Origin of the sequence: Burkholderia sp. AU32262, from assembly GCF_020419985.1 — a bacterium.
Taxonomy (GTDB): Bacteria; Pseudomonadota; Gammaproteobacteria; order Burkholderiales; family Burkholderiaceae; genus Burkholderia; species Burkholderia semiarida.
In genome coordinates this window covers 83,533-109,047 of sequence record NZ_JAIZRS010000014.1, presented here as the reverse complement: position 1 = coordinate 109,047, position 25,515 = coordinate 83,533, and the positions used below count along the sequence as shown (strand labels likewise).

At 67.5% G+C, this 25,515-nt stretch carries 25 protein-coding genes; 10 read left to right on the top strand and 15 right to left on the bottom strand.

Annotation, left to right across the window (positions count from 1 at the left end; all coding sequences use genetic code 11):
* Positions 1-17: 17 nt before the first annotated feature.
* Together dapB and LGN10_RS18400 are read right to left on the bottom strand one after the other, a co-directional pair.
* On the bottom strand, positions 18-815 hold the full coding sequence (dapB, locus tag LGN10_RS18405; RefSeq protein WP_226224530.1) for a 4-hydroxy-tetrahydrodipicolinate reductase: 798 nt from the start codon (positions 813-815) through the stop codon (positions 18-20).
* A 65-nt stretch (positions 816-880) separates the two neighbouring features.
* On the bottom strand, positions 881-1,678 hold the full coding sequence (locus tag LGN10_RS18400; protein ID WP_059581029.1) for an outer membrane protein assembly factor BamE: 798 nt from the start codon (positions 1,676-1,678) through the stop codon (positions 881-883).
* 141 nt (positions 1,679-1,819) lie between these two features.
* Between LGN10_RS18400 and fur the strand changes: the two genes are divergently transcribed.
* Positions 1,820-2,248 (top strand): ferric iron uptake transcriptional regulator, encoded by a 429-nt coding sequence (fur, locus tag LGN10_RS18395; protein WP_006400349.1) that lies wholly within the window; start codon positions 1,820-1,822, stop codon positions 2,246-2,248.
* 93 nt (positions 2,249-2,341) lie between these two features.
* On the opposite strand, the gene LGN10_RS18390 is transcribed toward fur, so the two are convergent.
* The 3 genes from LGN10_RS18390 to LGN10_RS18380 form a co-directional block, all read right to left on the bottom strand.
* Entirely contained in the window at positions 2,342-2,875 is a 534-nt protein-coding gene (locus LGN10_RS18390) for an ureidoglycolate lyase (protein ID WP_226224528.1), read from the bottom strand.
* A 14-nt stretch (positions 2,876-2,889) separates the two neighbouring features.
* Positions 2,890-3,897, bottom strand: coding sequence for an allantoicase (gene alc / locus LGN10_RS18385; protein WP_226224526.1), 1,008 nt, complete (start codon positions 3,895-3,897; stop codon positions 2,890-2,892).
* A gap of 130 nt (positions 3,898-4,027) precedes the next feature.
* The gene (locus LGN10_RS18380) at positions 4,028-5,347 is read right to left on the bottom strand and encodes a C4-dicarboxylate transporter DctA (protein ID WP_059581022.1); all 1,320 of its coding nucleotides are present in this window, start codon (positions 5,345-5,347) and stop codon (positions 4,028-4,030) included.
* A gap of 210 nt (positions 5,348-5,557) precedes the next feature.
* On the opposite strand from LGN10_RS18380, the gene LGN10_RS18375 reads away from it, so the two are divergent.
* Positions 5,558-6,280, top strand: a complete 723-nt coding sequence (locus tag LGN10_RS18375) for a FadR/GntR family transcriptional regulator (RefSeq protein WP_179231710.1) — start codon at positions 5,558-5,560, stop codon at positions 6,278-6,280.
* 240 nt (positions 6,281-6,520) lie between these two features.
* Here LGN10_RS18375 and LGN10_RS18370 read toward each other — a convergent pair whose 3' ends face one another.
* Both LGN10_RS18370 and LGN10_RS18365 read right to left on the bottom strand, forming a co-directional pair.
* On the bottom strand, positions 6,521-7,579 hold the full coding sequence (locus LGN10_RS18370; protein ID WP_059581017.1) for an L-idonate 5-dehydrogenase: 1,059 nt from the start codon (positions 7,577-7,579) through the stop codon (positions 6,521-6,523).
* A 15-nt stretch (positions 7,580-7,594) separates the two neighbouring features.
* Complete coding sequence (locus tag LGN10_RS18365) at positions 7,595-8,368, bottom strand: SDR family NAD(P)-dependent oxidoreductase (RefSeq protein WP_059581203.1); 774 nt, start codon at positions 8,366-8,368, stop codon at positions 7,595-7,597.
* Positions 8,369-8,520: 152 nt separating this feature from the next.
* Here LGN10_RS18365 and LGN10_RS18360 point away from each other — a divergent pair, with 152 nt between their 5' ends.
* Both LGN10_RS18360 and LGN10_RS18355 read left to right on the top strand, forming a co-directional pair.
* Positions 8,521-9,387 (top strand): LysR family transcriptional regulator, encoded by an 867-nt coding sequence (locus tag LGN10_RS18360; protein ID WP_059608822.1) that lies wholly within the window; start codon positions 8,521-8,523, stop codon positions 9,385-9,387.
* Positions 9,388-9,568: 181 nt separating this feature from the next.
* Positions 9,569-10,258 (top strand): hypothetical protein, encoded by a 690-nt coding sequence (locus LGN10_RS18355; RefSeq protein ID WP_143328687.1) that lies wholly within the window; start codon positions 9,569-9,571, stop codon positions 10,256-10,258.
* A gap of 245 nt (positions 10,259-10,503) precedes the next feature.
* Here the strand turns inward: LGN10_RS18355 and gap are convergent, their stop codons facing one another.
* Both gap and tkt read right to left on the bottom strand, forming a co-directional pair.
* Entirely contained in the window at positions 10,504-11,514 is a 1,011-nt protein-coding gene (gene gap, locus LGN10_RS18350) for a type I glyceraldehyde-3-phosphate dehydrogenase (RefSeq protein WP_059581011.1), read from the bottom strand.
* 87 nt (positions 11,515-11,601) lie between these two features.
* The gene (gene tkt / locus LGN10_RS18345) at positions 11,602-13,674 is read right to left on the bottom strand and encodes a transketolase (protein WP_059581007.1); all 2,073 of its coding nucleotides are present in this window, start codon (positions 13,672-13,674) and stop codon (positions 11,602-11,604) included.
* 217 nt (positions 13,675-13,891) lie between these two features.
* On the opposite strand from tkt, the gene speE reads away from it, so the two are divergent.
* The 3 genes from speE (at position 13,892) to LGN10_RS18330 (ending at position 16,039) form a co-directional block, all read left to right on the top strand.
* Complete coding sequence (gene speE / locus LGN10_RS18340; RefSeq protein WP_104012447.1) at positions 13,892-14,749, top strand: polyamine aminopropyltransferase; 858 nt, start codon at positions 13,892-13,894, stop codon at positions 14,747-14,749.
* An 88-nt stretch (positions 14,750-14,837) separates the two neighbouring features.
* Positions 14,838-15,254 (top strand): VOC family protein, encoded by a 417-nt coding sequence (locus LGN10_RS18335; RefSeq protein WP_059581002.1) that lies wholly within the window; start codon positions 14,838-14,840, stop codon positions 15,252-15,254.
* A 17-nt stretch (positions 15,255-15,271) separates the two neighbouring features.
* Complete coding sequence (locus LGN10_RS18330) at positions 15,272-16,039, top strand: 16S rRNA (uracil(1498)-N(3))-methyltransferase (protein ID WP_226224524.1); 768 nt, start codon at positions 15,272-15,274, stop codon at positions 16,037-16,039.
* A gap of 307 nt (positions 16,040-16,346) precedes the next feature.
* Here LGN10_RS18330 and LGN10_RS18325 read toward each other — a convergent pair whose 3' ends face one another.
* From LGN10_RS18325 to LGN10_RS18315, 3 genes are all read right to left on the bottom strand, one after another.
* Entirely contained in the window at positions 16,347-16,910 is a 564-nt protein-coding gene (locus LGN10_RS18325; RefSeq protein WP_059581000.1) for a barstar family protein, read from the bottom strand.
* 16 nt (positions 16,911-16,926) lie between these two features.
* Positions 16,927-17,358, bottom strand: a complete 432-nt coding sequence (locus LGN10_RS18320) for a ribonuclease domain-containing protein (protein WP_124658328.1) — start codon at positions 17,356-17,358, stop codon at positions 16,927-16,929.
* A 375-nt stretch (positions 17,359-17,733) separates the two neighbouring features.
* Positions 17,734-20,076 carry an NADP-dependent malic enzyme gene (locus LGN10_RS18315; protein ID WP_367033070.1) on the bottom strand — a complete coding sequence of 781 codons (2,343 nt, stop codon included), beginning with the start codon at positions 20,074-20,076 and terminating at the stop codon, positions 17,734-17,736.
* A 134-nt stretch (positions 20,077-20,210) separates the two neighbouring features.
* On the opposite strand from LGN10_RS18315, the gene thiL reads away from it, so the two are divergent.
* From thiL to LGN10_RS18300, 3 genes are read left to right on the top strand one after another with little or no spacing between them, the layout of a single operon-like run.
* Complete coding sequence (gene thiL / locus LGN10_RS18310; RefSeq protein ID WP_226224522.1) at positions 20,211-21,209, top strand: thiamine-phosphate kinase; 999 nt, start codon at positions 20,211-20,213, stop codon at positions 21,207-21,209.
* Entirely contained in the window at positions 21,199-21,744 is a 546-nt protein-coding gene (locus LGN10_RS18305) for a phosphatidylglycerophosphatase A (protein WP_226224520.1), read from the top strand. Before thiL ends, LGN10_RS18305 begins: the two co-directional genes overlap by 11 nt.
* Before the next feature lie 31 nt (positions 21,745-21,775).
* On the top strand, positions 21,776-22,276 hold the full coding sequence (locus LGN10_RS18300; RefSeq protein ID WP_059580979.1) for a CinA family protein: 501 nt from the start codon (positions 21,776-21,778) through the stop codon (positions 22,274-22,276).
* A gap of 33 nt (positions 22,277-22,309) precedes the next feature.
* Here LGN10_RS18300 and LGN10_RS18295 read toward each other — a convergent pair whose 3' ends face one another.
* The 3 genes from LGN10_RS18295 to LGN10_RS18285 form a co-directional block, all read right to left on the bottom strand.
* Positions 22,310-23,368 (bottom strand): haloacid dehalogenase-like hydrolase, encoded by a 1,059-nt coding sequence (locus LGN10_RS18295; protein WP_226224519.1) that lies wholly within the window; start codon positions 23,366-23,368, stop codon positions 22,310-22,312.
* A gap of 198 nt (positions 23,369-23,566) precedes the next feature.
* Entirely contained in the window at positions 23,567-24,394 is an 828-nt protein-coding gene (gene pyrF / locus LGN10_RS18290) for an orotidine-5'-phosphate decarboxylase (protein WP_006483119.1), read from the bottom strand.
* 39 nt (positions 24,395-24,433) lie between these two features.
* The gene (locus LGN10_RS18285) at positions 24,434-25,495 is read right to left on the bottom strand and encodes an aldose 1-epimerase (protein WP_059638072.1); all 1,062 of its coding nucleotides are present in this window, start codon (positions 25,493-25,495) and stop codon (positions 24,434-24,436) included.
* Between the last annotated feature and the right edge of the window lie 20 nt (positions 25,496-25,515).

Below are 25,515 nucleotides of genomic sequence, written 5' to 3'. Positions count from 1 at the left end.
GAGTTTCCTCGCGGGTGTCAGCGCAGGCCGAGCACGTCCTGCATGTCGAACAGGCCGGCGCCGCGCGCCGACAGGAAGCGCACCGCACGCAACGCGCCCTGCGCGTACGACACGCGGCTCGACGACTTGTGCGTGATCTCGATGCGCTCGCCGATCCCGGCGAACAGCACGGTGTGATCGCCGACGATATCGCCGCCGCGCACCGCCGCAAAGCCGATCGACGACGGATCGCGCTCGCCCGTCACGCCGTGGCGGCCGTACACCGCGCAGTCGTCGAGCGAGCGGCCGAGCGCGCCGGCGACGGCTTCGCCCATCATCAGCGCGGTGCCCGACGGCGCGTCGACCTTGTGGCGGTGATGCGCCTCGATGATCTCGATGTCGTAGCCGTGCGAGAAATGCTCCGCCGCGAATTCGAGGAGCTTCAGCGTGACGTTCACGCCGACGCTCATGTTCGCCGCGAACACGATGCCGATCTTGCCCGCGGCGGCCTGCAGCTCGGCCTTCTGCTCGGCGGTGAAGCCGGTCGTGCCGATCACGAGCTTCACGTCGTGGCGCAGCGCGGCCTCGATGTGGGCCATCGTGCCTTCCGGACGCGTGAAATCGATCAGATAGTCGGCCTGCGCGAACACGGCGTCGAGATCGTCGGTCAGCTTGATCCCGGTGTCCTTGCCGAGAAACGCACCGGCGTCCTGGCCGAGGAACGGCGAACCGGCGCGGTCGAGCGCGCCGACGAGCTGCGCGTCGGCATCGTTGAGAACGGCTTCGATCAGCATCCGGCCCATTCGGCCCGATGCGCCGGCAATCGCAATCTTCATGGCTTTCTACACGACAGGTCTAAAGGCGGGCGGCGCATGCCGCCCCGTTTCCGCACGCCGGCCGCTTACTGCGCCGGTGCGGTGAGCGGCTGGTTCTGCAGGTTGTCCGAGCCTTGCGGGCCGACCGGCGGCGACGCCTCGTTCGACACGTTCGGCTGCGGCGGACGATGGAACTGAAACTGCGGCTGGATCGCCGGCGCGGCGCCCGGCGGCTGGCCGCCCGGCACCGGCGCGCCGCCCGAGGCCTGCGCGGCCGGCGTGAACCGGCGCGACGCCGCACCCTGCCCCGACACCTGGTTGGTCGCGCGGTTCGCCGCGCGCGCCGCCTGGGCGTTCGCATCCTGGTCGACCACCGCGCCCGGCGCCGGCTCGGTGGCCGGGCTCGCGGCGGCGGCAGCCTGCGCGGCGCTCGCGGCCGCAGCGGCTTCGGACGCCTTCTTCGCCGCGGCAGCGGCCTTCGCCTTCTTGCCGCCGCGGTCGCCGTCGATGTCGGCCAGCAGGTCGAGCTCGGACGGCAGGTTGTCGGCGCCGCTCCAGCTCGCGACGCGATCGCCCGAGAAGTTGATGACGAGGTCGCGCTGCTGGACGATCGACGTCGAGCCGCGCTTGAAGTAGAAGAGGTAATCCCAGCGATCCGCGTGGAACATGTCCGCCAGCAGCGGCGTGCCGAGCAGCGCGCGGACCTGCTCGCGCGTCATGCCGACCTGCAGCTGGGCGGCCTTCTCCTGCGACACGAAGTTGCCTTGCACGACGGTGATCCGATACGGCGTGATGCTCTGCGCGATGCGCTGCGTCACGCTGTCGTACGACGAACAACCCGCCAGCGCGACAACGGCGGCGGCAGCGATGATGGCACTCCGCATGCGACTCCTCTGAAAGTGCGAAAGCGATTCTGGGATCATTTCCTTCACCGTGCTGGCCCGCGTACAGGCCGCGCGTATATCTGGAACGGCGAAAAGCCGGTAACATTGAAGCCCTGCATTGTACTCTAGGGATGCCTAGCCATGACCAATCCGACGGATCTCAAGAATATCGGGCTAAAGGCCACCCTACCGCGCCTCAAGATTCTCGAGATCTTCCAGCAGAGCCCCGTGCGCCACCTGACGGCCGAAGACGTCTACCGCAACCTGCTCAACGAGCAGCTCGACATCGGGCTCGCCACCGTCTATCGCGTGCTCACGCAGTTCGAGCAGGCCGGCCTGCTGTCGCGCAGCAACTTCGAATCCGGCAAGGCGGTGTTCGAGCTGAACGAAGGCTCGCACCACGACCACCTCGTGTGCCTCGATTGCGGCCGCGTCGAGGAATTCTTCGACGCCGAGATCGAGAGCCGCCAGCAGGCGATCGCGAAGGAGCGCGGCTTCCGGCTCCAGGAGCACTCGCTCGCGATGTACGGTTCGTGCACGACCGAGAACTGCCCGCACCGCAAGCACTGAATCGCGCCACCCGCGCACGCGGCACGGCCCGGCCGGCATCTCGCCGCCCGGGCCGTGTGCTTTTTCGGCGCGCCTGCCGCGCGCCGGGAATCCTTACGAAAACCCTTCGACGCCCGCGCAGACCGGCTCGAACGCCAGCGTCCACGCGTGCTCCAGCGGGATCTCGTCGCAGTTCGGCTGCGGCCCGCCGCGATCGACGATCACGAAATCGCTGACCGCGTCGAGCGCGAGCAGCGGATGATGCCAGACGCCCTTCGCATAATTGACGCCCTGCCAGCCCTCGGCCAGGAACGCGCGCATCGCATCGGGCCGGAATTCGCCGGCCGGCGCGACGACGATCGCATAACGCGACACGGCCGCGAGCGGGATGAACGCCTGGCTGCCGTGCGGATGGCGCTCCATCAGCGTGATCGCCACCGGCAGCGCGCGCGGCTGCGCGCGAAACACGCTGACGAGCGGCCGGCCGCCGTCCGCGCACACGTCGATCGTCGCGAGATCGTGAAAGCGCTCGGTCGTGCCGCCGTTGATCGGGAAATGCCGCGCGCCTTCGAGCGCGATCACGTCGCCGAACGGCGCGAACGCTTCGCGGGTCAGGCGCTCGACGCGCAGGATCGGAGTTCCGCTCATGCCGCCCCCCTCCCTCAAGCCGGCTCGCCCCACAGACGCAGGCGCGACACGCCGCCGTCCGGGAAGATGTTGAACCGCACGTGCGTGACGGGGCCGAGCGCCGCGAGCGCGTCGAACGTGTGCACGTGGTCCATCTGCAGCTTCTGCTCGCCGAGCAGGTCGGCCCAGAACATCGCCTGCGTGACGAGCGAATCGTCGGTGCCGCCCGTGACGTGCGCGGCCTGCAGCGAGCAGCGGTCGGGGAAATTGCCCTTGAAGAACGCCGTATCGACCTCGACGCGCCGGATGATGCCCGGCCGCGCGAGCGCGACGATCGCCCAGTCGTTGCCGGGCTCGCGGCGGCGCCGCGTTTCCCAGCCGTCGCCCATGTTCGCGCCGCGCCCCGGCATCAGCATCTGCGAGGCCGGGCCGAAGTGCTGGTTGTTCGCGGCCACGAGATAACCGCCGTTCTCGATCGCCGCGAGATCGACGAGCTCGCCGGCCGGCACGTGGCGCCAGTCGCGCTGCGGCTGGCCGTACACACGCAGCCGCGCAAGCCCGCCGTCCGGGTACAGGTTCACGCGCAGATGCGTGACCGGCCGCGCATCGTCGACGCTCACGTAATGGTGCGAATTGCCCTGCAGCGTCGTCGCGGGCACGATCGTGCGCCATTCGGCGTCGTCGGGCGGCGTGTCGCCGTCCACCGCGCAGGCCTCGATCGACGCGGCCGGCGGAAAGTTGCCGGTGAAGTGGCTCGTATCGAGGTCGACGCCGTAAATCACGCCCGGCCGCGCGAGGCGCACCACGCAGAAGTCATGGCCGGTCGTGCGCTTGCGGCGCGTTTCCCAGCCGTCCATCCACTTGCCGTGGTCGTCGTACTTGCCGGGAATGAACACGGCCGGCTCGGGATTGAGCATGCGCTCCTTGGGCGCGAAGAATTCGTCGCTGGCAAAGAGCGCCTGCGCGCCGAGGCGCGGGTCGGCGAGGTTCATGTAGCGCCGCGTGAAAGCCGGCGCGTTCGGATCGAGGATGGGGGCTGCCATGTCGTCTCCATTGTTTTGAGAAGCGCCGGCGCGTCGGCGCGCCGGCCGCGTGAAGGTCGGTCGCACGGGGTGGCCGGGGGGCCGGCCAAGGGCGCCCGGCCAGGGAACCCGCGCCGCGCGAGCGTCGGGGTCAGAGCGCGTGGGCCTGGTCGCCTGCGACGGGGGCGGCGCTGCCGGGCGCGTCGGCCACGTAGCGCAGTTCGCGATTCAGCACGCGCGTCGCGCGGGCGCGGTCGATGTCGTTCTCCCACACCGCGACCACCACCGTCGCGACGCAGTTGCCGATCAGGTTGGTCAGCGCGCGGGCGATGCCGACGAACCAGTCGACCGGCAGGATCAGCACGAGGCCGAGCACGGGAATCGCGGGAATCGCCGACAGCGTCGCCGCGAGGATCACGATGGCCGAGCCCGGGATGCCGTGCGCGCCCTTCGACGTGACGAGCGACACGAGCAGCACGACGATCAGGTCGTGCGTGGACAGCGGCGTGTTGGTGGCCTGCGCGATGAACAGCACGGCGAGCGTCAGGTAGATCGAGAAGCCGTCGAGGTTGAACGAATAGCCGGTCGGGATCACGAGGCCGACGGTCGAATCCTTGATGCCCATGTATTCGAGCTTGCTCATCACCTGCGGCAGCACCGCGTCGGACGACGCCGTGCCGAGCACGATCGACAGCTCCTCGCGCAGGTAGCGGATCAGCTTGAACACGGAGAAGCCCGCGAGCCGCATCACGACGCCGAGCACGACCGTGACGAACACGAAGCAACTCAGGTAGAACACCGCCACCAGATAGCCGAGCTGCTTGAGCGACGCGACGCCGTACTTGCCGGTCGTGAACGCGATCGCGCCGAGCACGCCGAGCGGTGCGAGCTTGATGATGAAGCCGATGATCCGGAAGAACACGTGCGACAGCTCCTCGATCAGCGAGTTGACGCGCTGCGCCTTGTCGCCGAGCAGCGACAGTGCCGAGCCGAACAGCACCGCGAACACGAGGATCTGCAGGATGTCGCCCTTCGCGAACGCGTCGATCGCGGTGTCGGGGATGATCTTCATCAGGTAGCCGGCCGTGTCCTTCAGGCTTTCGGCGTTCTTCGCGTACGTCGACAGCGACGCCGCGTCGAGCGAGCGCAGGTCGATGTTCATCCCGACGCCCGGGCGCGTGAACCACGCGAGCACGAGCCCGATGCCGAGCGCGAGCGTCGTCATCACCTCGAAGTAGACGACGGCCTTCAGGCCGACCCGGCCGACCTTCTTCAGGTCGCCTGCGTTGGCCATCCCGCTCACCACGACGCAGAACACGATCGGGCCGATCACCATCTTGATGAGCTTTAGGAAGCCGTCGCCGAGCGGACGCAGCGACTCGGCGAAGTGCGGGAAGAACGCGCCGAGCGCGACCCCCAGTATCAAGGCGACGACTACCCGGCCAAACAGCGAATTAAGGAATTTCGACACGGCGCTCTCCCGATCCAACGGTTGCAGTTTCGTCTGTTCATACTGGTAAGACCAGTGATGTTATGGTGGATAGTAGGAAGCCGATATAGTGGCGTCAAGGACGGACAAAATAGGGATTTCCCGCCCCCGCGCCCGTGCTTCCGGGGCCCGAAAGGAGGCGGATCGTGGCTTTCCCGTACGGCCGCGTGCACCGCCTGCGTGCGGATTACAATGCCGGTCAGACCGGCCATCGTTCACATCATGAGAAATGTTCCGCATACCGTGACCGACGCCGCCATCGCGACGATCCGCGACCGGATCGAGGCAGGCGTGTATCCGGTCGGCAGCCTGCTGCCGGCCCAGCGCCAGCTCTCCGAGGAGCTGGAGATCAGCCGCGCGTCGCTGCGCGAGGCGCTGTCGACGCTCGAGGCGCTCGGGATGCTGCGCATCCGCGCGGGCAAGGGCGTGTACGTCGAAAGCGCGCAGGCGTCGGCCGCGCATCCGTGGCAATTCGCCGAGCAGTCGTCGCCGCCCGACACCTACCAGATGCGCTATGCGCTCGAAGGCTTCGCCGCGCGGATGGCCGCGCACGTCGTCAGCGACGCAGACATCGCATGGTTCGAGGACAACCTCGCGGACCTGCACGTCGCGCTGACCGACAGCGCGCTCGACGAGGCATCGCGGCTCGACTTCGACTTCCACATGCGGATCATCCATCTGGCCGGCAACGCGGCGATCGAGTCGATCCTGCGCAGCAGCGCGGACATCATGAAGGAAAGCCAGCGCATGCCGTTCTACCGGCGCGAGCTGCTGCTGTCGACGTGGCACGAGCACCGCGCGATCGTCGACGCGCTGATCGCGCGCGACGCGGCCGCCGCCGGCACCGCGATCGAAACGCACATCGCGAACGCCGCACAGCGCGCGGGCGTCTTCTTCCCGACACCCGGCGCGTAATCCTTCCGCGCCGCCGCGCGGCCGTACCGGTCACCGCTCTGACCGATCGCGATGCGCCAGCATGCGGTCGATGAACGCGCGCGCCGCGACGCTGCGGCACGCGGCGGGTCACGCAGTGATGCGGCGGGCCGGCAATCCGGCAGTCCGTTTCCACCGCACGACAAAAAGGCACGCACCGCGCATCGCGGGCGTGCCTTTTTGCCAAGGGCGCTGCTGCCGTCGCGCGCTAACGCTGCCCCGTCACGCGGCCTCGTTCGCGAAATCGATCAGCACCTTCATCGCACGCTGGCGATCGCCGGCCAGTTCGAATGCGAGGTTCGCATCGCGCATCGGGAACACGCGCGTGACGGCCGGCCGCAGGTCGACGCGCCCCGCGTTGATCAGTTGCACCGCCAGCGCGAATTCCGCGTGAAAGCGGAACGAGCCGCAGATCGACAGCTCCTTCGCGACCACCACGTTCTGCGGCAGGCTCACGTCGCCGCCGAGCCCGAGCTGCACGACGACGCCGCGCGGCCGCATCACGTCCAGCCCGTCGCGCAGCGCGCGCGCATTGCCCGAACATTCGATCATCACGTCGAACGTGCCCTTGTCGGCGCCGTAGCGCTCGACCCAACCGGCATCGGCCGCCGCGTTGATCGTGCGGTCCGCGCCGAGCGCGCTCGCCACCGCGAGCGGCGCGTCGACGACATCGGTCGCGACGATCTCCGCGGCGCCGTGCACGCGCGCCGCCGCGACCGCCAGCACGCCGATCGGCCCGCAACCCGACACGAGCACGCGCTTGCCGATCAGCGGGCCCGCGCGCGACACCGCATGCAGGCCGACCGCGAACGGCTCGGCGAGCGCCGCGAGCGACAGCGGCACGTGATCGGCGACCTTCACGCACTGCACCGCGTCGCACACGAGCGCATTGCGGAACGCACCCTGCACGTGCGGCATCCGCATCGCGCTGCCGTAGAAGCGCATGTCGAGACACTGGTTCGGCAGCCCTTCGAGACAGTAGCGGCAGGCGCCGCACGGCCGGCTCGGGTTGACCGCGACGCGATCGCCGACTTTCACCGACGTCACGTCCGGAGCCACCTCCGCGACGGTGCCGGCGACCTCGTGGCCGAGCACCATCGGCTGCTGCAACCGGATCGCGCCGAAGCCGCCATGCCGGAAGTAATGCAGGTCGGAGCCGCAGATGCCACCCATCGCGACGTCGACGCGCACCTGGCCCGGGCCGATCTCGCCGGCGTCCTGCTCCTCGACCCGCAGGTCGTTCGGCCCGTGAATCACGACACACATGCAACGCATACGCATGACACGCTCTCCTCGTTAGACGGCGCTGGTCAGGCCGCCGTCGACGAACAACGTCTGGCCGTTCACGAAATCGGACGCGGCCGACGCGAGGAAGATCGCCGCGCCGCACAGCTCGTCGACCTGCCCCCAGCGGCCGGCCGGCGTGCGCTTGCACAGCCAGTCGGAAAACGCCGCGTCGTCGACCAGCGCGCGATTCAGCTCGGTTTCGAAATAGCCGGGCGCGAGGCCGTTCGCCTGGATGCCGTGGCGCGCCCAGTCGGCGCACATTCCTTTGGTCAGCATTCGCACCGCGCCCTTGGTCGCCGCATACGGCGCGATCGTCGGCCGCGCAAGCTCGCTCTGCACCGAGCAGATGTTGATGATCTTGCCGCGACCGCGCGCGATCATGTGCCGCGCGACCGCCTGCGCGACGTTGAACACGCCGTCGAGATTCACGCGCATCAGCGCATGCCAGTCGTCCGGGTCGAATGCGTCGAGCGGCGCACGGCGCTGGATGCCCGCGTTGTTCACGAGGATGTCGATCGCGCCGACGCGCGCCTCGAAGTCGTCGATCGCCGCGCGTACCTGCGCGTGCTCGGCCACGTCGAACACCGCATGGTCGGCCGCGAAGCCTTCGTCGCGGAACTGGCGCGCGAGCGTCGCCGCCTTCTCTTCATTGCGATCGTTGATGACGATCGCCGCGCCGGCTTCCGCGAGCCCGCGGGCGAGCGTCAGCCCGATCCCGCGGCCGGAACCGGTAATCAGCGCGCGGCGGCCGTCGAGGCGGAACCGGTCAAGCGCGTTAGCCATGGATGTCTCCTCGTGCCGGTCGAGCCGGCTGCCCATCGCGGCCGGTCTCGCATCGACGGTATCTTCGGCCGCCGGCCGGGTCCGCGCCAATGGTCTTTTTTGATCCGGTTATCATGAAAACTGATTACCGCCTTCTCGCACCCGCCGCCCCAATGGAACTCAAGCAATTGCGCGCCTTCGTCACGCTCGCGGAAGAGCTGCATTTCGGGCGCGCCGCGCAGCGCCTGTGCATCGTGCAGCCCGCGCTGAGCATGCAGATCAAGGCGCTCGAGGCGGAACTCGGCGCGCGCCTGTTCGAGCGCGACCGGCACAAGGTCGAATTGAGCGACACCGGGCGCGTGTTCCTGCCCGAAGCGCGGGCGACGCTGCAGCAGGCCGCGCGCGCGGAACAGATCGCGCGGCGGTCGAGCCGCGGCGAAATCGGCACGCTGCGGATCGCGTTCGTGTCGTCGGTCTTGCCGGCGCTGTTGCCGGCCGTGCTGCGCACGATGCGCGAGCGCTATCCGTTGATCGCGCTCGAGCTGAAGGACATGCCGACGCCCGACCAGATCGCCGCGCTGCGCGAGCGCCGGATCGATTTCGGGATGATCCGGCTGCCGGCCGCCTACGCGGGCATCGACACGCGCGTGGTGCTCGAGGAAGGCTTCGTCGTCGCGCTGCCGCTCGACCATCCGCTGGCCGCGCACGATGCGATTTCACCGGCCGCGCTGCGCGGCGAGCCCACGTTCGTGCTCGCGCGCCGCTACGCGCCCGGCTTTCACGACGAGATGCTGCTCGCATTGAGCCGCGCGGGCACGACGCTCGACATTGCGCAGGAGTTCGGGGAATTCACGACGATGCTCGCGCTCGTCGCGGCCGGGATGGGGATCGGGCTGATCCCGGCGGAAGCGGCCAGCGCGCTGCCGCCGAACGTGCTCGCGCGGCCGCTCGACCTGGCCGGCCACCGCAGCGGCATCGGGCTCGCGTGGACGGATCTCGACAGCCCGCTCAAGCGCGCGTTCGTCGATGCGATCGGGTAGGTGACGGCGGATTCTCGGCCAGAAAAAGAGCGTGCTCAAATTTCCGTAGATGTCGCGCACCGATGCACGTCAATCGTCCAAGTAAGCACAAGTGTCGCCTACGCACGAAAACGGCCACGGTGCATATGAACTTCATTCGGTATCGGTACGGCGATCTCACTCGAAAAAGCATAGGTCTAACATGGCAACCAACGAAAACATCAGAGAGCGAAATTTTTACTCAGGTTCCGAATCCGAGTTACCGTATTTAGTTAAACAGTACAGTACGTTCCAACTTCCTCATCCCCCTAGCATCCCTGGCTTAATCAACGGCGTGCTGGTTGCAGTCGAAATCGAGAATCGCCTCCGACATCTGGCCATGTTAGTTGACGCGGCAACCGATGCCTATCAAGCCAAGGAAATATTCAAATACTTTTTCACGGTCGAAGCGGTGCTCCTGTCCATGCGCCGAGTAATCGACGATCTTGTGATGTCGCTTTACTGCAGATCCCGATCAGAAGAAATAGCGAGAACTCGGCGCATTGAGGTCGACGGATATGGGATGCTATTTCGTTCCGGCAGGCCGACCGCGTTTGGCGCTGAAATTATCCGTGAGTACATTCGACCGAATGAAGAAATCGCCGAGATCCTCATAGAGTTATCGAATTCGTATAAGCACAGCTATCTACTGCCCGAAGCACGCGCATGGGGCGCCGACGTTCCGACAGTACTTGCTATCCATGCCCATCGAAACGACTATTCAAAGTCCATAACCATTCACAATCACAGCTTGGGGCAACTGGTAATTGGTTTCAATTCACTAATTCAACGAATCGTACAAAACTCGCGCAAGCATAACGTCTCGGAAAATGGAGACAAGGACGCTATCTAACGCTTAGCTGTCAACCGATGCCGATGATTATCGGCAGACCTACGCCCCGTTTCTGTCCGCCGGTCACCTTGGCGTCAAATGTTCGTTCTTCTAGGCGACCACCATCAATTTTTGACCGAACGCGGACGACCAGCCCCATGCTCTCCGAGAGGTTACGCCGGGCAATAAAAAACCCGGCCGGGAAACCCCGGGCCGGGTTCGTTCGCCACGCCGGCCGCCTTGCGGCGGCCGCGCGACGTGCACGATTACTTCGCGTTCGCGAATGCGACAGCCGTATCGAGCATGCGGTTCGAGAAACCCCACTCGTTGTCGTACCAGCTCGACACCTTCACGAGACGGCCCGACACCTTGGTCAGCGTCGCGTCGAACGTCGACGAAGCCGGGTTGTGGTTGAAGTCGATCGACACCAGCGGTGCGTCGTTGTAGCCGAGGATGCCCTTCAGCGCGCCTTCCGATGCTTCCTTCATGATCGCGTTGACTTCCTCGACCGTCGTGTCGCGCTTCGCGATGAACGACAGGTCGACGATCGACACATTGATCGTCGGGACGCGGATCGCGTAGCCGTCGAGCTTGCCGTTCAGTTCCGGCAGCACGAGGCCGACGGCCGATGCGGCACCCGTCTTCGTCGGGATCTGGCTGTGCGTGGCCGAACGCGCGCGGCGCAGGTCTTCGTGATAGACGTCCGTCAGCACCTGGTCGTTCGTGTACGCGTGGATCGTCGTCATCAGGCCGGTTTCGAGGCCGATCTTGTCGTTCAGCGGCTTGACGAGCGGCGCGAGGCAGTTCGTCGTGCACGATGCGTTCGAGATGACCGTGTGCTCGGCCTTCAGCACGTCGTGGTTCACGCCGTAGACGATCGTCGCGTCGACGTCCTTGCCGCCCGGCGCCGAGATGATTACCTTCTTCGCGCCGCCCTTCAGGTGCGCGCTCGCCTTTTCCTTCGTCGTGAAGAAGCCCGTGCATTCCATCACGACGTCGACACCCAGCTCGCCCCACGGCAGTTCGGCCGGGTTGCGGTTCGCGAGCACGCGGATCTTGTCGCCGTTCACGACGAGGTAGTCGCCGTCGACCGACACGTCGCCCGGGAACTTGCCGTGCGCGGTGTCGTACTGGGTCAGGTGCGCGTTGGTCTTCGCATCGCCCAGGTCGTTGATCGCGACGATCTCGAGATCGTGCTTCTTGCCGTTTTCATAGAACGCGCGCAGCGTGTTGCGGCCGATACGGCCGTAGCCGTTGATTGCGACGCGAATCGTCATGGTCTATCTCCTGATGGCTGAAAAAATTCGTTTCGTGCAGCTTCACGGTGCGACGCGCGCAACGGGTGGCGCGCGTCGCGTATGCTTTCAGGCCAGCACGGCCTTCACGGTCTCGACGACGTGCTCGACGGTGAAACCGAAGTACTTGAACAGCACGCCGGCCGGCGCCGATTCGCCGAACGTGTCGATCCCGACGACGCCGCCCTCGAGGCCGACGTACTTGTGCCAGAAGCTCGTCACGCCCGCTTCGATCGCGACGCGGCGCACGCCGTGCGGCAGCACGCGTTCGCGGTATTCGGCGTCCTGGCGATCGAACACGTTGGTCGACGGCATCGACACGACGCGGGCCGCGATGCCCTGTTGCGCGAGCGGCTCGACGGCCTTCATCGCGAGTTCGACTTCCGAGCCCGTCGCGATCAGGATGATCTTGCGCGCGACGATTTCCTCGTCCCAGTCCTTCAGCACGTAGCCGCCCTTCTCGATGTTCGCGATCTGCGCATCGGTACGCGGGTTGAACGCAAGGTTCTGACGGCTGAAGATCAGGCTCGACGGACGATCGGCGGCGACCGCGTGGGTCCACGCGACGGCCGTCTCGACCGTGTCGGCAGGACGCCACACGTCGTGGTTCGGGATCAGGCGCAGGCTCGACACGTGCTCGATCGACTGGTGCGTCGGGCCGTCTTCGCCGAGGCCGATCGAATCGTGCGTGAACACGAAGATCGACGGCACCTTCATCAGCGCGGCCACGCGCAGCGCGTTGCGGCTGTAGTCGGAGAACGTCAGGAACGTGCCGCCGAACGGCTTGTGGCCGCCGTGCAGCGCGAGGCCGTTGATCGCGGCGCTCATGCCGAATTCGCGCACGCCGTAGTTGATGTGGTTGCCGAGCAGCACGCCCGCGCCTTCCGGATTCGCGCGCACCGCCTTCGACGCCTTCCAGTTGGTCAGGTTCGAGCCGGTCAGATCGGCCGAGCCGCCGAGCAGCTCGGGCAGCGCGGCGGCGAGGCCTTCGATCGCCTGCTGCGACGCCTTGCGGGTCGCGACCGTCTCGGCGCGCTCGTTCGCGCCGGCGATGATCGCCGCGGCCTTCTCGGCCCAGTCGGCCGGCAGCTTGTTCGCCATCCGGCGCTCGAATTCGGCCGCTTCCGCCGGGAACTTCGCGCGATAGGCCGCGAACGTCGCGTCCCATTCGGACTCGGCCCGCTTGCCGGCTTCCTTCGCGTCCCAGGCCGCATAGACTTCCTGAGGAATCACGAACGGCTCCCACTTCCAGCCGAGCGCTTCGCGCGTCTTCGCGATTTCTTCCGCGCCGAGCGCCGCGCCGTGCACGTCGTGGCCGCCGGCCTTGGTCGCCGCGCCCTTGCCGATCACCGTCTTGCAGCAGATCAGCGTCGGCTTGTCCGACAACTTCGCCTTCGCGATGGCCGCGTCGACCGCGTCGACGTCGTGGCCGTTCACGTTCGGGATCACGTTCCAGCCGTACGCTTCGAAGCGCTTCGGCGTGTCGTCGTGGAACCAGTTCACGACGTCGCCGTCGATCGAGATGCCGTTGTCGTCGTACAGCGCGATCAGCTTGTTCAGCTTCAGCGTGCCCGCGAGCGAGCAGGCTTCGTGCGAGATGCCTTCCATCAGGCAGCCGTCGCCGAGGAACACGTACGTGTGGTGATCGACGATCTTCGCGCCGTCACGGTTGAACTCGTCGGCCATCAGCGCTTCGCCGAGCGCCATGCCGACCGCGTTCGCGAGACCCTGGCCGAGCGGGCCGGTGGTGGTCTCGACGCCCGGCGTGATCCCGTATTCCGGGTGGCCCGGCGTCTTCGAGTGCAGTTGGCGGAAGTTCTTCAGCTCTTCGATCGGCAGGTCGTAGCCGGTCAGGTGCAGCAGCGAGTACAGCAGCATCGAGCCATGGCCGTTCGACAGCACGAAACGGTCGCGGTCGGCCCAGTGCGGGTTCGCCGGGTTGTGCTTCAGATGGCGCGACCAGAGCGCGACGCCGATTTCGGCCATGCCCATCGGCATGCCCGGGTGGCCGGAGTTCGCTTGCTGGACGGCGTCCATCGCGAGCGCACGGATCGCGTTGGCCATCAAGGTGGTGGAGGCGGGAGACGAAGTCGTCATGTCGAGTCCGGAGAACGAGTCGAGGAAACGGGGGCACGGCGGCATCCGGAAGCTCGAGCGTCAATCGTTCCCGGCGCGCGGTGCGGCGCCTGACGGACGCGAAGCGGACGGAGCCAACGGACGGGGCTGCAAAGCTCGTCATTTTAACAGATGGGCCGGCATTTCCCTTGTCGGCGCGTCGTGTTCCGGCACGGTTTTCCGCCAAACCGCCCGCCTCCTATAATTCAGGCGTCGGAACTGCCCGCCCCCCGCGGCCCCACCCGTGAGCACGACCCTTCTCTTCCATCCCACGCCCAACGCCGCCTACGGCTTCCCGAACGCGCGCCGGCTCGCGCACGTGGCGTCGCCGCACCAGCGCATCGAAGTGTGGGAAACGCCGCAGCTCGGGCGCCTGTTCACGCTGGACGGCCGGCCGATGACGTCGGTCGGCGACGAGTACGTGTATCACGAGTGCATGACGCACCCGGCCGCGCTCGCGCATCCGGCGCCGAAGAAAGCGCTCGTGCTCGGCGGCGGCGACGGCGGCGCGGCGCGCCAGTTGCTCAAGCACGCGTGCATCGAACGGATCGTGATCGCCGAGCTCGACCACGAGGTGGTCGGGATGGCGCGCCGCTATCTCGACGACGTGCACCAGGGCGCGCTCGACGACCCGCGCGTCGAAGTCGTGATCGGCGACGCCGCGCACTTCGTCGATGCGACGGTCGAACATTTCGATCTCGTCGTGTTCGACCTCACGCCGCCCGATTCGCCGGCGGCCGGCCTCTATACGCGTGCGTTCTACGCGCGGCTCAAGCGAATCCTCACGCGCTGCGGCGCGATCTCGATGCATCTCGGCTCGCCGGTGTTCCATGCCGCGCGCATCGCCGCGCTGCTCGACGATCTGCGCGCGAGCTTCGCGGTCGTCGACCCACTGTCGGCGCACGTGCCGCTGTACGGCTCGCAGTGGCTGATGGCGATCGCGAGCGACACGCTCGATGCGGCCGCGCTGTTCGCGCACGACGTGGACGAACGGCTCGCGGCCCGCCGCGTCGACGGCTTGCGCTACTACGATGCGCGGCTGCATGCGTCCCTCTTTGCCCTGCCGCGCGCGCTGCGCGATACACTGGGCGTTCGCCGCTGAACCTCGGCACGCCGCGCAACGTTCCGTCGTTCCAGCATGAGACCGGCGCAGGCGCCGCGGCGCCGATACCGTGCAACAGGAGATTTTCATGACCGATCCACGTCCGGCCAACGTGCCTTGGTTGACGCCCTACCTGACCGTGCGCAACGCGCGCGCGGCCATCGAGTTCTTCCAGGCCGCATTCGGCTTCACGGTACGCGACGTGCACGACGAGGACGGCGCGATCATGCACGTCGAGATGGCCTATCGCGGCCAGTTGATCGTGATGTTCGCGCCCGAGGGCGCGTTCGGCTCGCCCGCGCTCACGCCGAAGCGCGCGAACGCCACCGCGCCGCAATCGTTCTATCTGTATGTCGACGACGTCGACGCCACCTGGCAGCGCGCGCTCGACGCGGGCGCGAAATCGCTGAGCGCGCCGCAGGATCAGTTCTGGGGCGACCGGTTCGCGCAGATCGAGGATCTCGACGGCTACCGCTGGGCGCTCGGGTGTCGTCTCGACGCATGACCGAAACCGCCACACGCATGAACGAAGCCACCACCACCGCGGCCGTGCCGCGCTTTTTCGTCGACGCCGCGCCGCGCGCCGACACCCCGCTCGCATTGCCGGCCGACGTCGCGCGCCACGTGCAGGTGCTGCGCCTGCAGCCCGGCGACGCGCTCGCGCTGTTCGACGGCACGGGCGGCCAGTACCGCGCGCGGCTCGTCGAGGTCGACAAGCGCGGCGCGCTCGTGCAGGTCGATACGTTCGAGCCCGCCGAGGCCGAGCCGCCGTATCGCGTGACGCTCGCGCAGGGCATCGCCGGCGGCGACAAGATGGACTGGGTGATCGAGAAAGCCGTCGAGCTCGGCGTCGCGGCGGTCGTGCCGCTGTCGACCGCGCGCGGCGTCGTGAAGCTCGCCGGCGAACGGGCGGACAAGCGCGTCGCGCACTGGCGCGGCGTCGTGCGCGCGTCGTGCGAACAGTGCGGACGCAACCGCGTGCCCGACGTCGCGCCGGTGGCCAGCTTCCACGCGTGGCTCGACGCGCTGCCGGCCGCGCCGGCCGACGGCGAACTGCGGCTGCTGCTGTCGCCGCGCGCGAGCATCCCGTTCGCGTCGCTGCCCGACGCGCCGCCCGCGGGCGCCGTCACGCTGCTGATCGGCCCGGAGGGCGGGCTGTCGCCGGACGAGGAAAACGCGGCCCGCGCACGCGGGTTCACGGCGTTGTCGCTCGGGCCGCGCGTGCTGCGCACCGAGACGGCCGGCGCGGCCGTGCTCGCGGCGCTGGCGGCACGCTGGGGCGGGTGGTGATCGGCGACCGCGAGCGATTCGCTCCGGCTCGACTTCAACGCGCGGATCGTCTCGGGTTCATTCCGCGGCGATGAATTGCGTTGTCGTGTACGGGACGATCCGTGCAAGCGCATGCTCGTCGCCGGCATCGCTGCAATGACGTGAAGTACGCCCATCGGGCGTACGGCGCACTCGCCGATTCAGTCGCCAGATGCACAAAAACCCGCGCAATGGCGGGTTTTCGAGACGCTGCGCACCGGATTCCGGTGCCGGCGGCGAACAACGACCGGAAGCTGCGACAACGCGGCGTGCCGGCCCGCCGACGCGCTTACGCGAACGAGTAGAACACGCGGAACGCGACCTTGCGCTCGGCCCAGAATTCGGCCGCCTCGCGGAACACGTCGAGCAGCGTTTCGCGCCCTTCCTTGTCGAATTTCTGCGCGATCGGCAACCCTTCGAGGACGATCACGAAACCAGGCTGCGCGCCGGCCTTCGCGACGAGATCGGTGAGGCAATCGTACAGCGCGTCGTAGTTCTTCCCGAAATGCTTCGGAAACAGGAACGAGGTCGCGATCGTTTCCATCACTTCCTGCTTCGACTGCGCGGCGCCGCAATACGCATACAGGAAATGCTGGCCGAGCCGACCGGCTTCGTCGGCGAGATCCTGCACGCGGAACGCGCGGATCGACTGCACGAGATTGGGTCGCACGGTCGTGAAAAGGCTCATAGGCTCCTCGTTCGATGAAAGCCCGGGCTCGGCTTCCTGTTGCTCCGGCGTGCCGCCGGCCTGCGCCGCCGCGTGCAGCTGAATCACACGCTGAAACAGATTGCCGTCGCCGGCCGCGAACAGATCCGCCGCCGCCGTATCGTGCGCGTAGATGGAGTCGCTCATGCCATTCGTCCCGAAGTCATTCAACAATACGTTTAAAACTGTTGTAGTGGTCGCCCGTGTAATAACAGTTGTCGATCCGGCGCAACGGCCCGCCACAGACGATCCGGCGCGCGCCGCGATTGCGCGCCCGCGGCGTCGGCACCGTGTACTCATGGTAGTAACCGCGCTTCGCCTTCGGCAGGATCCGCTCGCGGTTGCCGAACACGACGCCGTCTTTCTCGTACGGATAGGGGCCGCCGGCGCTGATCAGGCCCAGCGTGGTCACGGCCTCGCGCGGAAGACTGGCAGTCGAGATCGTATCGAGCCCGCTGGCGGCCACGTCGGCCGGAACGGCCTCCCGTGCGTAAGCGGCGGAAACCAGACTGCCCGTCGGCGTGCCGACGATACCCATCGCGAACATCGCGAAGACGGACGCGAGCGCGCCGTTGCGGAGCCACTTGCGTGCCATGAACCAGGGTTCCCGCTGTTAAATCAAGTAGTTGACGACCAACAAAGGCGTTAGCGTAGCGTTATTGGCCGCGCGAATCAATGTCCGTTTGGGAATCGAAAGCCACGCGACGCCCCGAATTCCGCATTTTTTACCGAAATTGCACTACATTTATCTTACATAGGATAAAATGCGTGCGGCATCTTTCGTATGGCAAGACCTGCCTCCTTGCCACACTCGCTACCCGGAGTGGAAAGATGCTGCTGTTGCTTATGGGAAGCGCGGTTGCGCCCTGCCCGCGGCGTGCCCCTTGCGGGCACGCCTCTTTTTGCCTTTGTTTACAATTTCGCCCGGCGCGCGGCCCCGGTTCGACCGGCGCCGCGCGTTCGTGTCGGCTCAGCGCGCGGCGTTGACGTCGGCCACCAGCAGCGCCGCCATGTTGACGATGCGACGAACGGTCGCCGATTCGGTCAGCACGTGCACCGGCTGCGCGGCGCCCAGCAGGATCGGCCCGATCGCGATGTTGTTGCCGGCGGCCGTCTTCAGCAGGTTGTACGCGATGTTCGCGGCGTCGATGTTCGGCAGGATCAGCAGGTTCGCTTCGCCTTCCAGCGTCGATTCCGGCAGGATCTCCTTGCGCAGCGCCGCGTCGAGCGCGACGTCGCCGTGCATTTCGCCGTCCACCTTCAGCTCCGGCGCGGTTTCCTGCAGGATCGCGAGCGTATCGCGCATCTTCTTCGCCGAAGGTGCGTTGCTCGTGCCGAAATTCGAGTGCGACACCAGCGCGACCTTCGGCTCGATGCCGAAGCGGCGCACTTCTTCGGCGGCCATGATCGTGATCTCGGCCAGCTCTTCCGGGGTCGGATCGACGTTCACGTGCGTATCGACGAGGAAAATCTGGCGGCCCGGCAGCACGAGGCCGTTCATCGCCGCGTACACGCTGCAGCCCGGGCGCTTGCCGATCACCTGGTCGATGAAGTGCAGGTGGCGGTGTGTGGTGCTGATCGTGCCGCAGATCATCCCGTCCGCTTCGCCCTTCTTCACCAGCATCGAGCCGATCAGCGTCGTCCGACGGCGCATTTCGACACGCGCGAGCTGCTCGCTGATGCCCTTGCGCGCCATCATCTTGTAGTACGTCTGCCAGAAGTCGCGGTAGCGCTCGTCGTGCTCGGTATTGACGACCGTGAAGTCGGTGCCCGGCGTCAGGCGCAGGCCGTAGCGCTGGATACGGTGCTCGATCACCGACGGGCGGCCGATCAGGATCGGCTTCGCGAGTTTTTCGTCGACGATGATCTGAACGGCGCGCAACACGCGCTCTTCCTCGCCTTCCGCGAACACCACGCGCTTCTTCTCTTCCGGCGCGGCGCGCGCGATCTGGAAGATCGGCTTCATCGTCGTGCCGCTGTGGTACACGAACTGCTGCAGGTGCTGCTTGTACGCGTCCATGTCCTCGATCGGGCGCGTCGCGACGCCGCCGTCCATCGCGGCCTGCGCGACGGCCGGTGCGATCTTCACGATCAGGCGCGGATCGAACGGCTTCGGAATCAGGTATTCGGGCCCGAACGACAGATCCTGGATGCCGTACGCGGTCGCGACGATGTCGCTCTGCTCGTGCTGCGCGAGTTCGGCGATCGCGTTCACGGCCGCGATCTCCATTTCACGCGTGATCGTCGTCGCGCCGACGTCGAGCGCGCCGCGGAAGATGAACGGGAAGCACAGGACGTTGTTGACCTGGTTCGGGTAATCGGTGCGGCCGGTGGCCAGCACGGCGTCCGGGCGCACTTCGAGCGCGAGTTCCGGCAGGATTTCCGGCGTCGGGTTCGCGAGCGCGAGGATCAGCGGGCGCTCGGCCATGCCCTTCACCATCTCCTGCTTCAGCACGCCGGCGGCCGACAGGCCGAGGAAGATGTCCGCGCCGTCGATCACCTCGGCGAGCGTGCGGGCGTCGGTTTCGCGCGCGAAACGCTCCTTGTCCGGATCCATCAGCTCGGTGCGGCCCTTGTAGACCACGCCGGCCAGGTCGGTCACCGTGATGTTCTCGAGCGGCAGCCCGATGTCGACCAGCAGGTCCAGGCACGCGAGCGCGGCCGCGCCCGCGCCGGACGCGACGAGCTTGACCTTCTTGATGTCCTTGTTGACGACCTTCAGGCCGTTCGTCACGGCCGCGGCCACGACGATCGCGGTGCCGTGCTGGTCGTCGTGGAACACCGGGATCTTCATCCGCTTGCGCGCTTCGCGCTCGACGATGAAGCAGTCCGGCGCCTTGATGTCCTCGAGGTTGATCCCGCCGAAGGTCGGCTCCAGCGCGGCAATCACGTCGACGAGCTTGTGCGGGTCCGACTCGTTCAGCTCGATGTCGAATACGTCGATGCCCGCGAACTTCTTGAACAGCACGGCCTTGCCTTCCATCACCGGCTTCGACGCGAGCGGGCCGATGTTGCCGAGACCGAGCACCGCCGTGCCGTTCGTGACGACGCCGACCAGGTTGCTGCGCGCGGTGAAGCGCGCGGCGTTCAGCGGATTCTCGACGATCTCCTCGCACGCGTACGCCACGCCCGGCGAATACGCGAGCGCGAGGTCGCGCTGGTTGATCATCTGCTTGGTCGGGGCGATCGCGATTTTGCCGGGGGTCGGAAATTCGTGATAGTCGAGCGCGGCTTCGCGGAGCTTGGCTTTGGAGGAGGCTTGGGTAGACATGTGTCTCGTGACGGGCGGATTAGAATAACTGTTCGACGGCATTGTAGCGCCAATCACCGGCCGCCAGACCGGCGATTCGGGTGCGACAGTCGCGACAAAAATGAACTGGATGGTACAGGCGCGCCGCCGCCCGCCTCGTACAATGCCGTTCCTTCAACCGTTTCGGACCGCCCGCCGTGCCAGCCGCCCTCTCCGAGTTTTCGCTGATCGAACGCTTCTTCACGCGCCGCGCGGCCCGGGGCGCCCGCGCGTCGACGCTCGGCATCGGCGACGATTGCGCACTGATTGCGCCCCGATCCGGGAAATTACTGGCCATTTCGACGGACATGCTGGTGGAAGGCCGCCACTTCTTTCCCGATGTCGCGCCCGACGCGCTCGGCCACAAGACGCTCGCGGTCAATTTGTCGGATCTCGCGGCGATGGGCGCCGAGCCGCGCGCGTTCACGCTCGCGTGCGCGCTACCGCGCGCCGACGCGGCGTGGCTCGAAGCGTTCAGCAACGGGCTGTTCGCGCTGGCCGAGCGATACGGCTGCGAGCTGATCGGCGGCGACACGACGAGCGGGCCACTGAACCTGTGCGTGACCGTGTTCGGCGAAGTCGCGCCCGGCGCGGCGCTGCGGCGCGATGCCGCGCGCGACGGCGACGACGTATGGGTATCCGGCACGCTCGGCGATGCGCGCGCGGGGCTCGGCGTCGCCCGCGGCGAATGGACCGCCGGCGCGCATGAAGCCGCCGCGTTCCGGCGCGCGCTCGAGCGGCCCGAACCGCGCGTCGCGCTCGGCCTGGCGCTCGCGGGCGTCGCGCACGCGGCGCTCGACCTGTCGGACGGCCTCGCCGGCGATCTCCAGCACATCCTGACGCGCTCGAACGTGCGCGCCGAGATCGACGCCGACGCGGTGCCGCGCTCGGCCGCGCTCGCGACGCTGCCGGCCGACGTGCAGCGCCGCTGCACGCTGGCGGGCGGCGACGATTACGAACTGTGCTTCACGGCGCCCGTCGCGGCCCGCGCGGCGGTCGAAGCGGCCGGCGCCGCGGCCGGCGTGCCGGTCACGCGAATCGGTACAATACGCGCGTTGTCCGCGCCTTCGGCGCAGCCCGCCATCGCGTGGCGCGACGCCGCCGGCGCGCCCCTCGCTCTCACGTTGCACGGCTTCGACCACTTCCATGCAGACTGATCCGACGCCCGCGCACGCCGCGGCCGAGTCCGGCGCCGCGCGGCCCGCGCCGACACGCGTGACGGCCCGCTTCATGCTGTCGCACCCCGCGCATATCGTGTCGCCCGGCTTCGGCAGCGGGCTCGCGCCGATCATGCCCGGCACGTTCGGCTCGCTGTTCGGCTGGCTCACGTTCGTCGTGCTCAACCGCTACCTGACGGTGCCCGAATGGTGGGCGCTGATCGCCGTCGGCTTCGCGGCCGGCACGTGGATCACCGGTTTCACCGCGAAGCAGGCCGGCGTGTCCGATCCGGGCGCCGTCGTCTGGGACGAGATCGTCGCGATCTGGCTCGTGATGCTGTTCGTCACGCCGGCGACCTTCGTCGGCCAGCTATGGGCGTTCGTCGCGTTCCGCTTCTTCGACATGCTCAAGCCGCCGCCGATCCGCTACTTCGACCGCCGCCTGAAAGGCGGGCTCGGCATCATGGTCGACGACCTCGTCGCCGCGTTCATGACGCTGCTCGTGATCGCGCTGTGGCGCTCCGTCGCCGGCTGACCGATTTCCCGACTCCCGTTTCCCGACGCGCATGCCAACCGATTCCGTCGTCCACCAGCTTGCGATCCGCGCAGGCAACAAGCTGCGTGACGAGCACCTCACGCTCGCCACCGCCGAATCCTGCACCGGCGGGATGATCGCCACGGCGATCACCGACATTTCCGGCAGCAGCCAGTGGTTCGAGCGCGGCTTCGTCACGTACTCGAACCAGGCCAAGATCGAGATGATCGGCGTGCCGCCCGACTTGATCGACAAGCACGGCGCCGTCAGCGAGCCCGTCGCGCGCGCGATGGCCGAAGGCGCGCTGCGCAACAGCCGCGCGCAGGTCGCGCTGTCCGTCACCGGCATCGCGGGCCCGGCCGGCGGCAGCGAGAAGAAGCCGGTCGGCACCGTGTCGTTCGGCTGGAGCAACCGGCTGCATACCGACGTCGAGACGCGCGTGTTCAAGGGCGACCGCGAACAGATCCGCACGCAGGCGGCCGCGCATGCGCTGCGCGGGCTGCTGAAGCTGCTCGACGAACACGAAGGCTGAGCGGCCCGGGCGCGCGTGGCGCGCCGCGCCCGCTTATTGAATCGCGTCGGGCTTCACGACGATCCAGTTCTTGTCCGCCGTCACCGGCAGGCCGAGCGCCTTCTGCTTCGCGGCCGATTCGTCCGACCACGCGCGGATCTGCGCCATCTGCTTGTCCTTCTTGTTGACCCACACGCGCACGCCGCCGCGCGCGACGTCGGTCGCGTTCAGCAGCATGTAGCCGTCGGAGCTCGGCGTGTCGCCCGCGACGAGCACCGGCTTCTTCCACTGGTCGATCCAGCCGACGATCGAACCGAGCTTGCCTTCGTACCACGTCATCGGGTTCATCAGGAACGGCGTGATCACGAGGTTGCGGTTCGCGGCCTCGTCGTACTTGCCGGCCTTGATCTGCAGCCGCGACGTGGTCAGCGCGCCGGTGGCCGGGTCGCGCAGCAGCGTCGTCACGCCGATCACGTTCTGCGGCTTCACGTTGTAGCCGTACTTCGGGTCGGACAGCACGAGCCGCGCGAGTTCCTCGTGCGCGGCCGTCATCACGTAGACGTCGATGCCGTTCTCGCGCAGCGCGTTGTACAGCTCCTGCATCCCGCGGAAGAAGCGCGGCGGATTCACCGTGCCGTCGACCACCTTGTCGCCCTGCCAGTAGCGGATCGGGATCGGCTTGCCGTCGGCGAGCATCGCGTCGACGTGGCGCTTCAGGCTGGCGAGCGACTGCCCGGCGAACGCCTGCGCGATCCACGGATAGCAGACCAGATCGTCGATCTCGCACAGCCGGTAGTAGTAGCTCGTCAGCGATTCCTTGTAGTCGGCGGAATCCTTGAACGGGATCAGCTTGAGCGACGGATCGAGCGAGTCGCGCGTCAGCACGCCGTGGTTCTCGAGATACGGCAGCAGCGATTCCTCGAGGTCGTAGCGGTAGGTCGTGTTGTCGGCGTCGAACACCGCGTAGTCGCCGCGGTTCGCGTGCGCGGCGATCATCGCGTTCAGCGCTTTCGCGCTGTCGGCCGGCCAGTGCGACAGGTCCGCCGCATGGGCGAACGTCATGCACAGCGACGCGGCGAACGCGCTCAGAAGACAGCGGGACAGCTTGGGCATGGCGTCGCTCCTTTTCTTGACATTTTCGTGACGGATCGATGACAAACGGCAGCATGGCGCGACTAAATTGCGCACGTGCAGTACGGAAGCGACGGAAAATTGTTCGCGTGCGCCAGGACGGCGAATACACGATGAAGGCGCGCGGCCCGCGAACGCGGGCGCGGCGGTCGAAGGCCGCCCGAGCGGGCGGCCGGTATTTCAGCGATGCGCGTTGATCGTGTCGCGCGTCTTCTGCGCGGCGAGCGCCGCGGCTTCGGCGAAATCCTCGCCCTTGCTCGCATACAGGATCGCGCGCGACGAGTTGATCATCATCCCGGTGCCGTCGGCCGTGCGGCCCGCGTTGACGGTCGCCTGCACGTCGCCGCCCTGCGCGCCGATGCCGGGGATCAGGAGCGGCATGTCGCCGACGATCCCGCGCACGATCTCGATTTCCTTCGGGAACGTCGCGCCGACCACGAGGCCGAGCTGGCCGTTCTTCGCGTTCCACTTGTTCGCCGCGAGATCGGCGACGACCTGATACAGCGGCCGCCCGTTCGTATCGAGGAACTGCAGATCCGAGCCGCCCGGGTTCGACGTGCGGCACAGCACGATCACGCCCTTGCCTTCATGCTCGAAGTACGGCTCGACCGAGTCGTAGCCCATGTACGGGTTCACCGTGACGGCGTCCGCGCGATAGCGCTCGAACGCCTCGCGCGCGTACTGCTCGGCCGTGCTGCCGATGTCGCCGCGCTTCGCGTCGAGGATCACGGGCAGGCCCGGATGCTGGAGATGGATGTGCGCGATCAGCCGCTCGAGCTGGTCTTCCGCGCGATGCGCGGCGAAGTACGCGATCTGCGGCTTGAACGCGCTCGCATACGGCGCGGTCGCGTCGACGATCTGCCGGCAGAATTCGAAGATCGCGTCGGGCTGGCCGTCGAACTGCACGGGAAAGCGCGACGGCTCGGGATCGAGGCCGACGCACAGCAGCGAATTCGTGCGCTGCCACGCGGCGCGCAGCGATTCGATGAAAGTAAGCGGGGAAGACATGGCGGATACTCGCGGCAAACCGTTGGTAGACCGCGTATTTTACCCGCGTCGCCGCGCTGCCTCGCGTGTCGCGCCATTGCCGCGCGCATCGGCGCGCTCGACCGTGAACGCGAAGCGCCGCGTGAGCCGCTCGCCGGGCGCGAGCAACGTCATCCCGTGCGCGGCCGCGCCGCCCGGCAGGTTCACCGCATTGATCGGATGATCGACCGGCTCGAAGCAGAAGAAATCCTCGCCCGGCGGCGTATAGAGCACGTACGCGTCGGCATCGGCCGCGACGGTCAGCGACAGCCGGCGGCGCGGCCAGCTCACCGTCGCGTGGCCGCCCCAGCCGGTGAACGCGTGATTGACGAGCGTGGCCGGCAGCGGATACGCGACGCCGAACTGCCAGGCCGGCGGCACGCTGACGTGCCGCACCGGCAGGAAATCGGCGCCCGACAGCCACAGGCCGCCCGCCGCCGCGGCCAGCTCGGTCTCCGTATCGCGCACGAGGAACGGATGCACGCCGAGCCCGAACGGCAGCCGCGCGCGCCCGGCGTTCTCGATCGTCAGCGCGATCGACAGCGTCGCGTCGTCGAGTTCGAACGACTGGATCGCGCGGAACGCATACGGCGCGCCGGCCGCACGATCGAGCGACAGTTGCAGCGACGTGTCGGTCGCATCGTCCACCTGCCACGGCGCGAGCCAGCCGTCGCCGTGGATCGGCAGCGGCTCGTCGCGGCGGTTGCGCGGCACCGCGACCTTGCGCCCGTCGCATTCGAAGCGCCCGCCGCCGATCCGGTTCGAGTACGGCAGCAGCGGGTAGCATGCGAGCTCGTTCGGGTCCGTCGCCGTCTCCGGGTGCTCGCAACGGCGGAACACCGGCATCAGCGCGCCGTTGTCGCCGCGCCAGTCGAAGCGCGCGATGCCGCCGCCGAGGTGCGGCAGCACGTCGAGCCGCAGCGACGCGTTCGACAGCGTGACGGCCGCCGCATGCGCGGCGCCGACGCCCTGCGCGAACACGGCCGTCTGCGGGCCGGGGCTGACCGGCTGGGCGGCGGCGGCCAGGCGCGCGCGGCGCGACTGGCTGGTGGACGACGATGCGCGCGAGGACGTGGCGGTCATGGTGAGCTCCTTTCCTTCGT

Bases quoted from the DNA above. Each gene is read 5' to 3' on its own strand.
- dapB (WP_226224530.1), bottom strand. From the start codon at position 815: ATGAAGATTGCGATTGCCGGCGCATCGGGCCGAATGGGCCGGATGCTG.
- LGN10_RS18315 (WP_367033070.1), bottom strand. From the start codon at position 20,076: ATGCCGTCGAACAGTTATTCTAATCCGCCCGTCACGAGACACATGTCT.
- gap (WP_059581011.1), bottom strand. From the start codon at position 11,514: ATGACGATTCGCGTCGCAATCAACGGCTACGGCCGTATCGGCCGCAAC.
- LGN10_RS18320 (WP_124658328.1), bottom strand. From the start codon at position 17,358: ATGGCACGCAAGTGGCTCCGCAACGGCGCGCTCGCGTCCGTCTTCGCG.
- LGN10_RS18285 (WP_059638072.1), bottom strand. From the start codon at position 25,495: ATGACCGCCACGTCCTCGCGCGCATCGTCGTCCACCAGCCAGTCGCGC.
- pyrF (WP_006483119.1), bottom strand. From the start codon at position 24,394: ATGTCTTCCCCGCTTACTTTCATCGAATCGCTGCGCGCCGCGTGGCAG.
- LGN10_RS18355 (WP_143328687.1), top strand. From the start codon at position 9,569: ATGGCAACCAACGAAAACATCAGAGAGCGAAATTTTTACTCAGGTTCC.
- LGN10_RS18390 (WP_226224528.1), bottom strand. From the start codon at position 2,875: ATGAGCGGAACTCCGATCCTGCGCGTCGAGCGCCTGACCCGCGAAGCG.
- LGN10_RS18325 (WP_059581000.1), bottom strand. From the start codon at position 16,910: ATGAGCGACTCCATCTACGCGCACGATACGGCGGCGGCGGATCTGTTC.
- LGN10_RS18300 (WP_059580979.1), top strand. From the start codon at position 21,776: ATGCCAACCGATTCCGTCGTCCACCAGCTTGCGATCCGCGCAGGCAAC.
- fur (WP_006400349.1), top strand. From the start codon at position 1,820: ATGACCAATCCGACGGATCTCAAGAATATCGGGCTAAAGGCCACCCTA.
- tkt (WP_059581007.1), bottom strand. From the start codon at position 13,674: ATGCCGCCGTGCCCCCGTTTCCTCGACTCGTTCTCCGGACTCGACATG.
- LGN10_RS18360 (WP_059608822.1), top strand. From the start codon at position 8,521: ATGGAACTCAAGCAATTGCGCGCCTTCGTCACGCTCGCGGAAGAGCTG.
- LGN10_RS18295 (WP_226224519.1), bottom strand. From the start codon at position 23,368: ATGCCCAAGCTGTCCCGCTGTCTTCTGAGCGCGTTCGCCGCGTCGCTG.
- LGN10_RS18370 (WP_059581017.1), bottom strand. From the start codon at position 7,579: ATGCGTATGCGTTGCATGTGTGTCGTGATTCACGGGCCGAACGACCTG.
- LGN10_RS18305 (WP_226224520.1), top strand. From the start codon at position 21,199: ATGCAGACTGATCCGACGCCCGCGCACGCCGCGGCCGAGTCCGGCGCC.
- LGN10_RS18375 (WP_179231710.1), top strand. From the start codon at position 5,558: ATGCCGGTCAGACCGGCCATCGTTCACATCATGAGAAATGTTCCGCAT.
- LGN10_RS18330 (WP_226224524.1), top strand. From the start codon at position 15,272: ATGAACGAAGCCACCACCACCGCGGCCGTGCCGCGCTTTTTCGTCGAC.
- LGN10_RS18335 (WP_059581002.1), top strand. From the start codon at position 14,838: ATGACCGATCCACGTCCGGCCAACGTGCCTTGGTTGACGCCCTACCTG.
- LGN10_RS18365 (WP_059581203.1), bottom strand. From the start codon at position 8,368: ATGGCTAACGCGCTTGACCGGTTCCGCCTCGACGGCCGCCGCGCGCTG.
- alc (WP_226224526.1), bottom strand. From the start codon at position 3,897: ATGGCAGCCCCCATCCTCGATCCGAACGCGCCGGCTTTCACGCGGCGC.
- LGN10_RS18400 (WP_059581029.1), bottom strand. From the start codon at position 1,678: ATGCGGAGTGCCATCATCGCTGCCGCCGCCGTTGTCGCGCTGGCGGGT.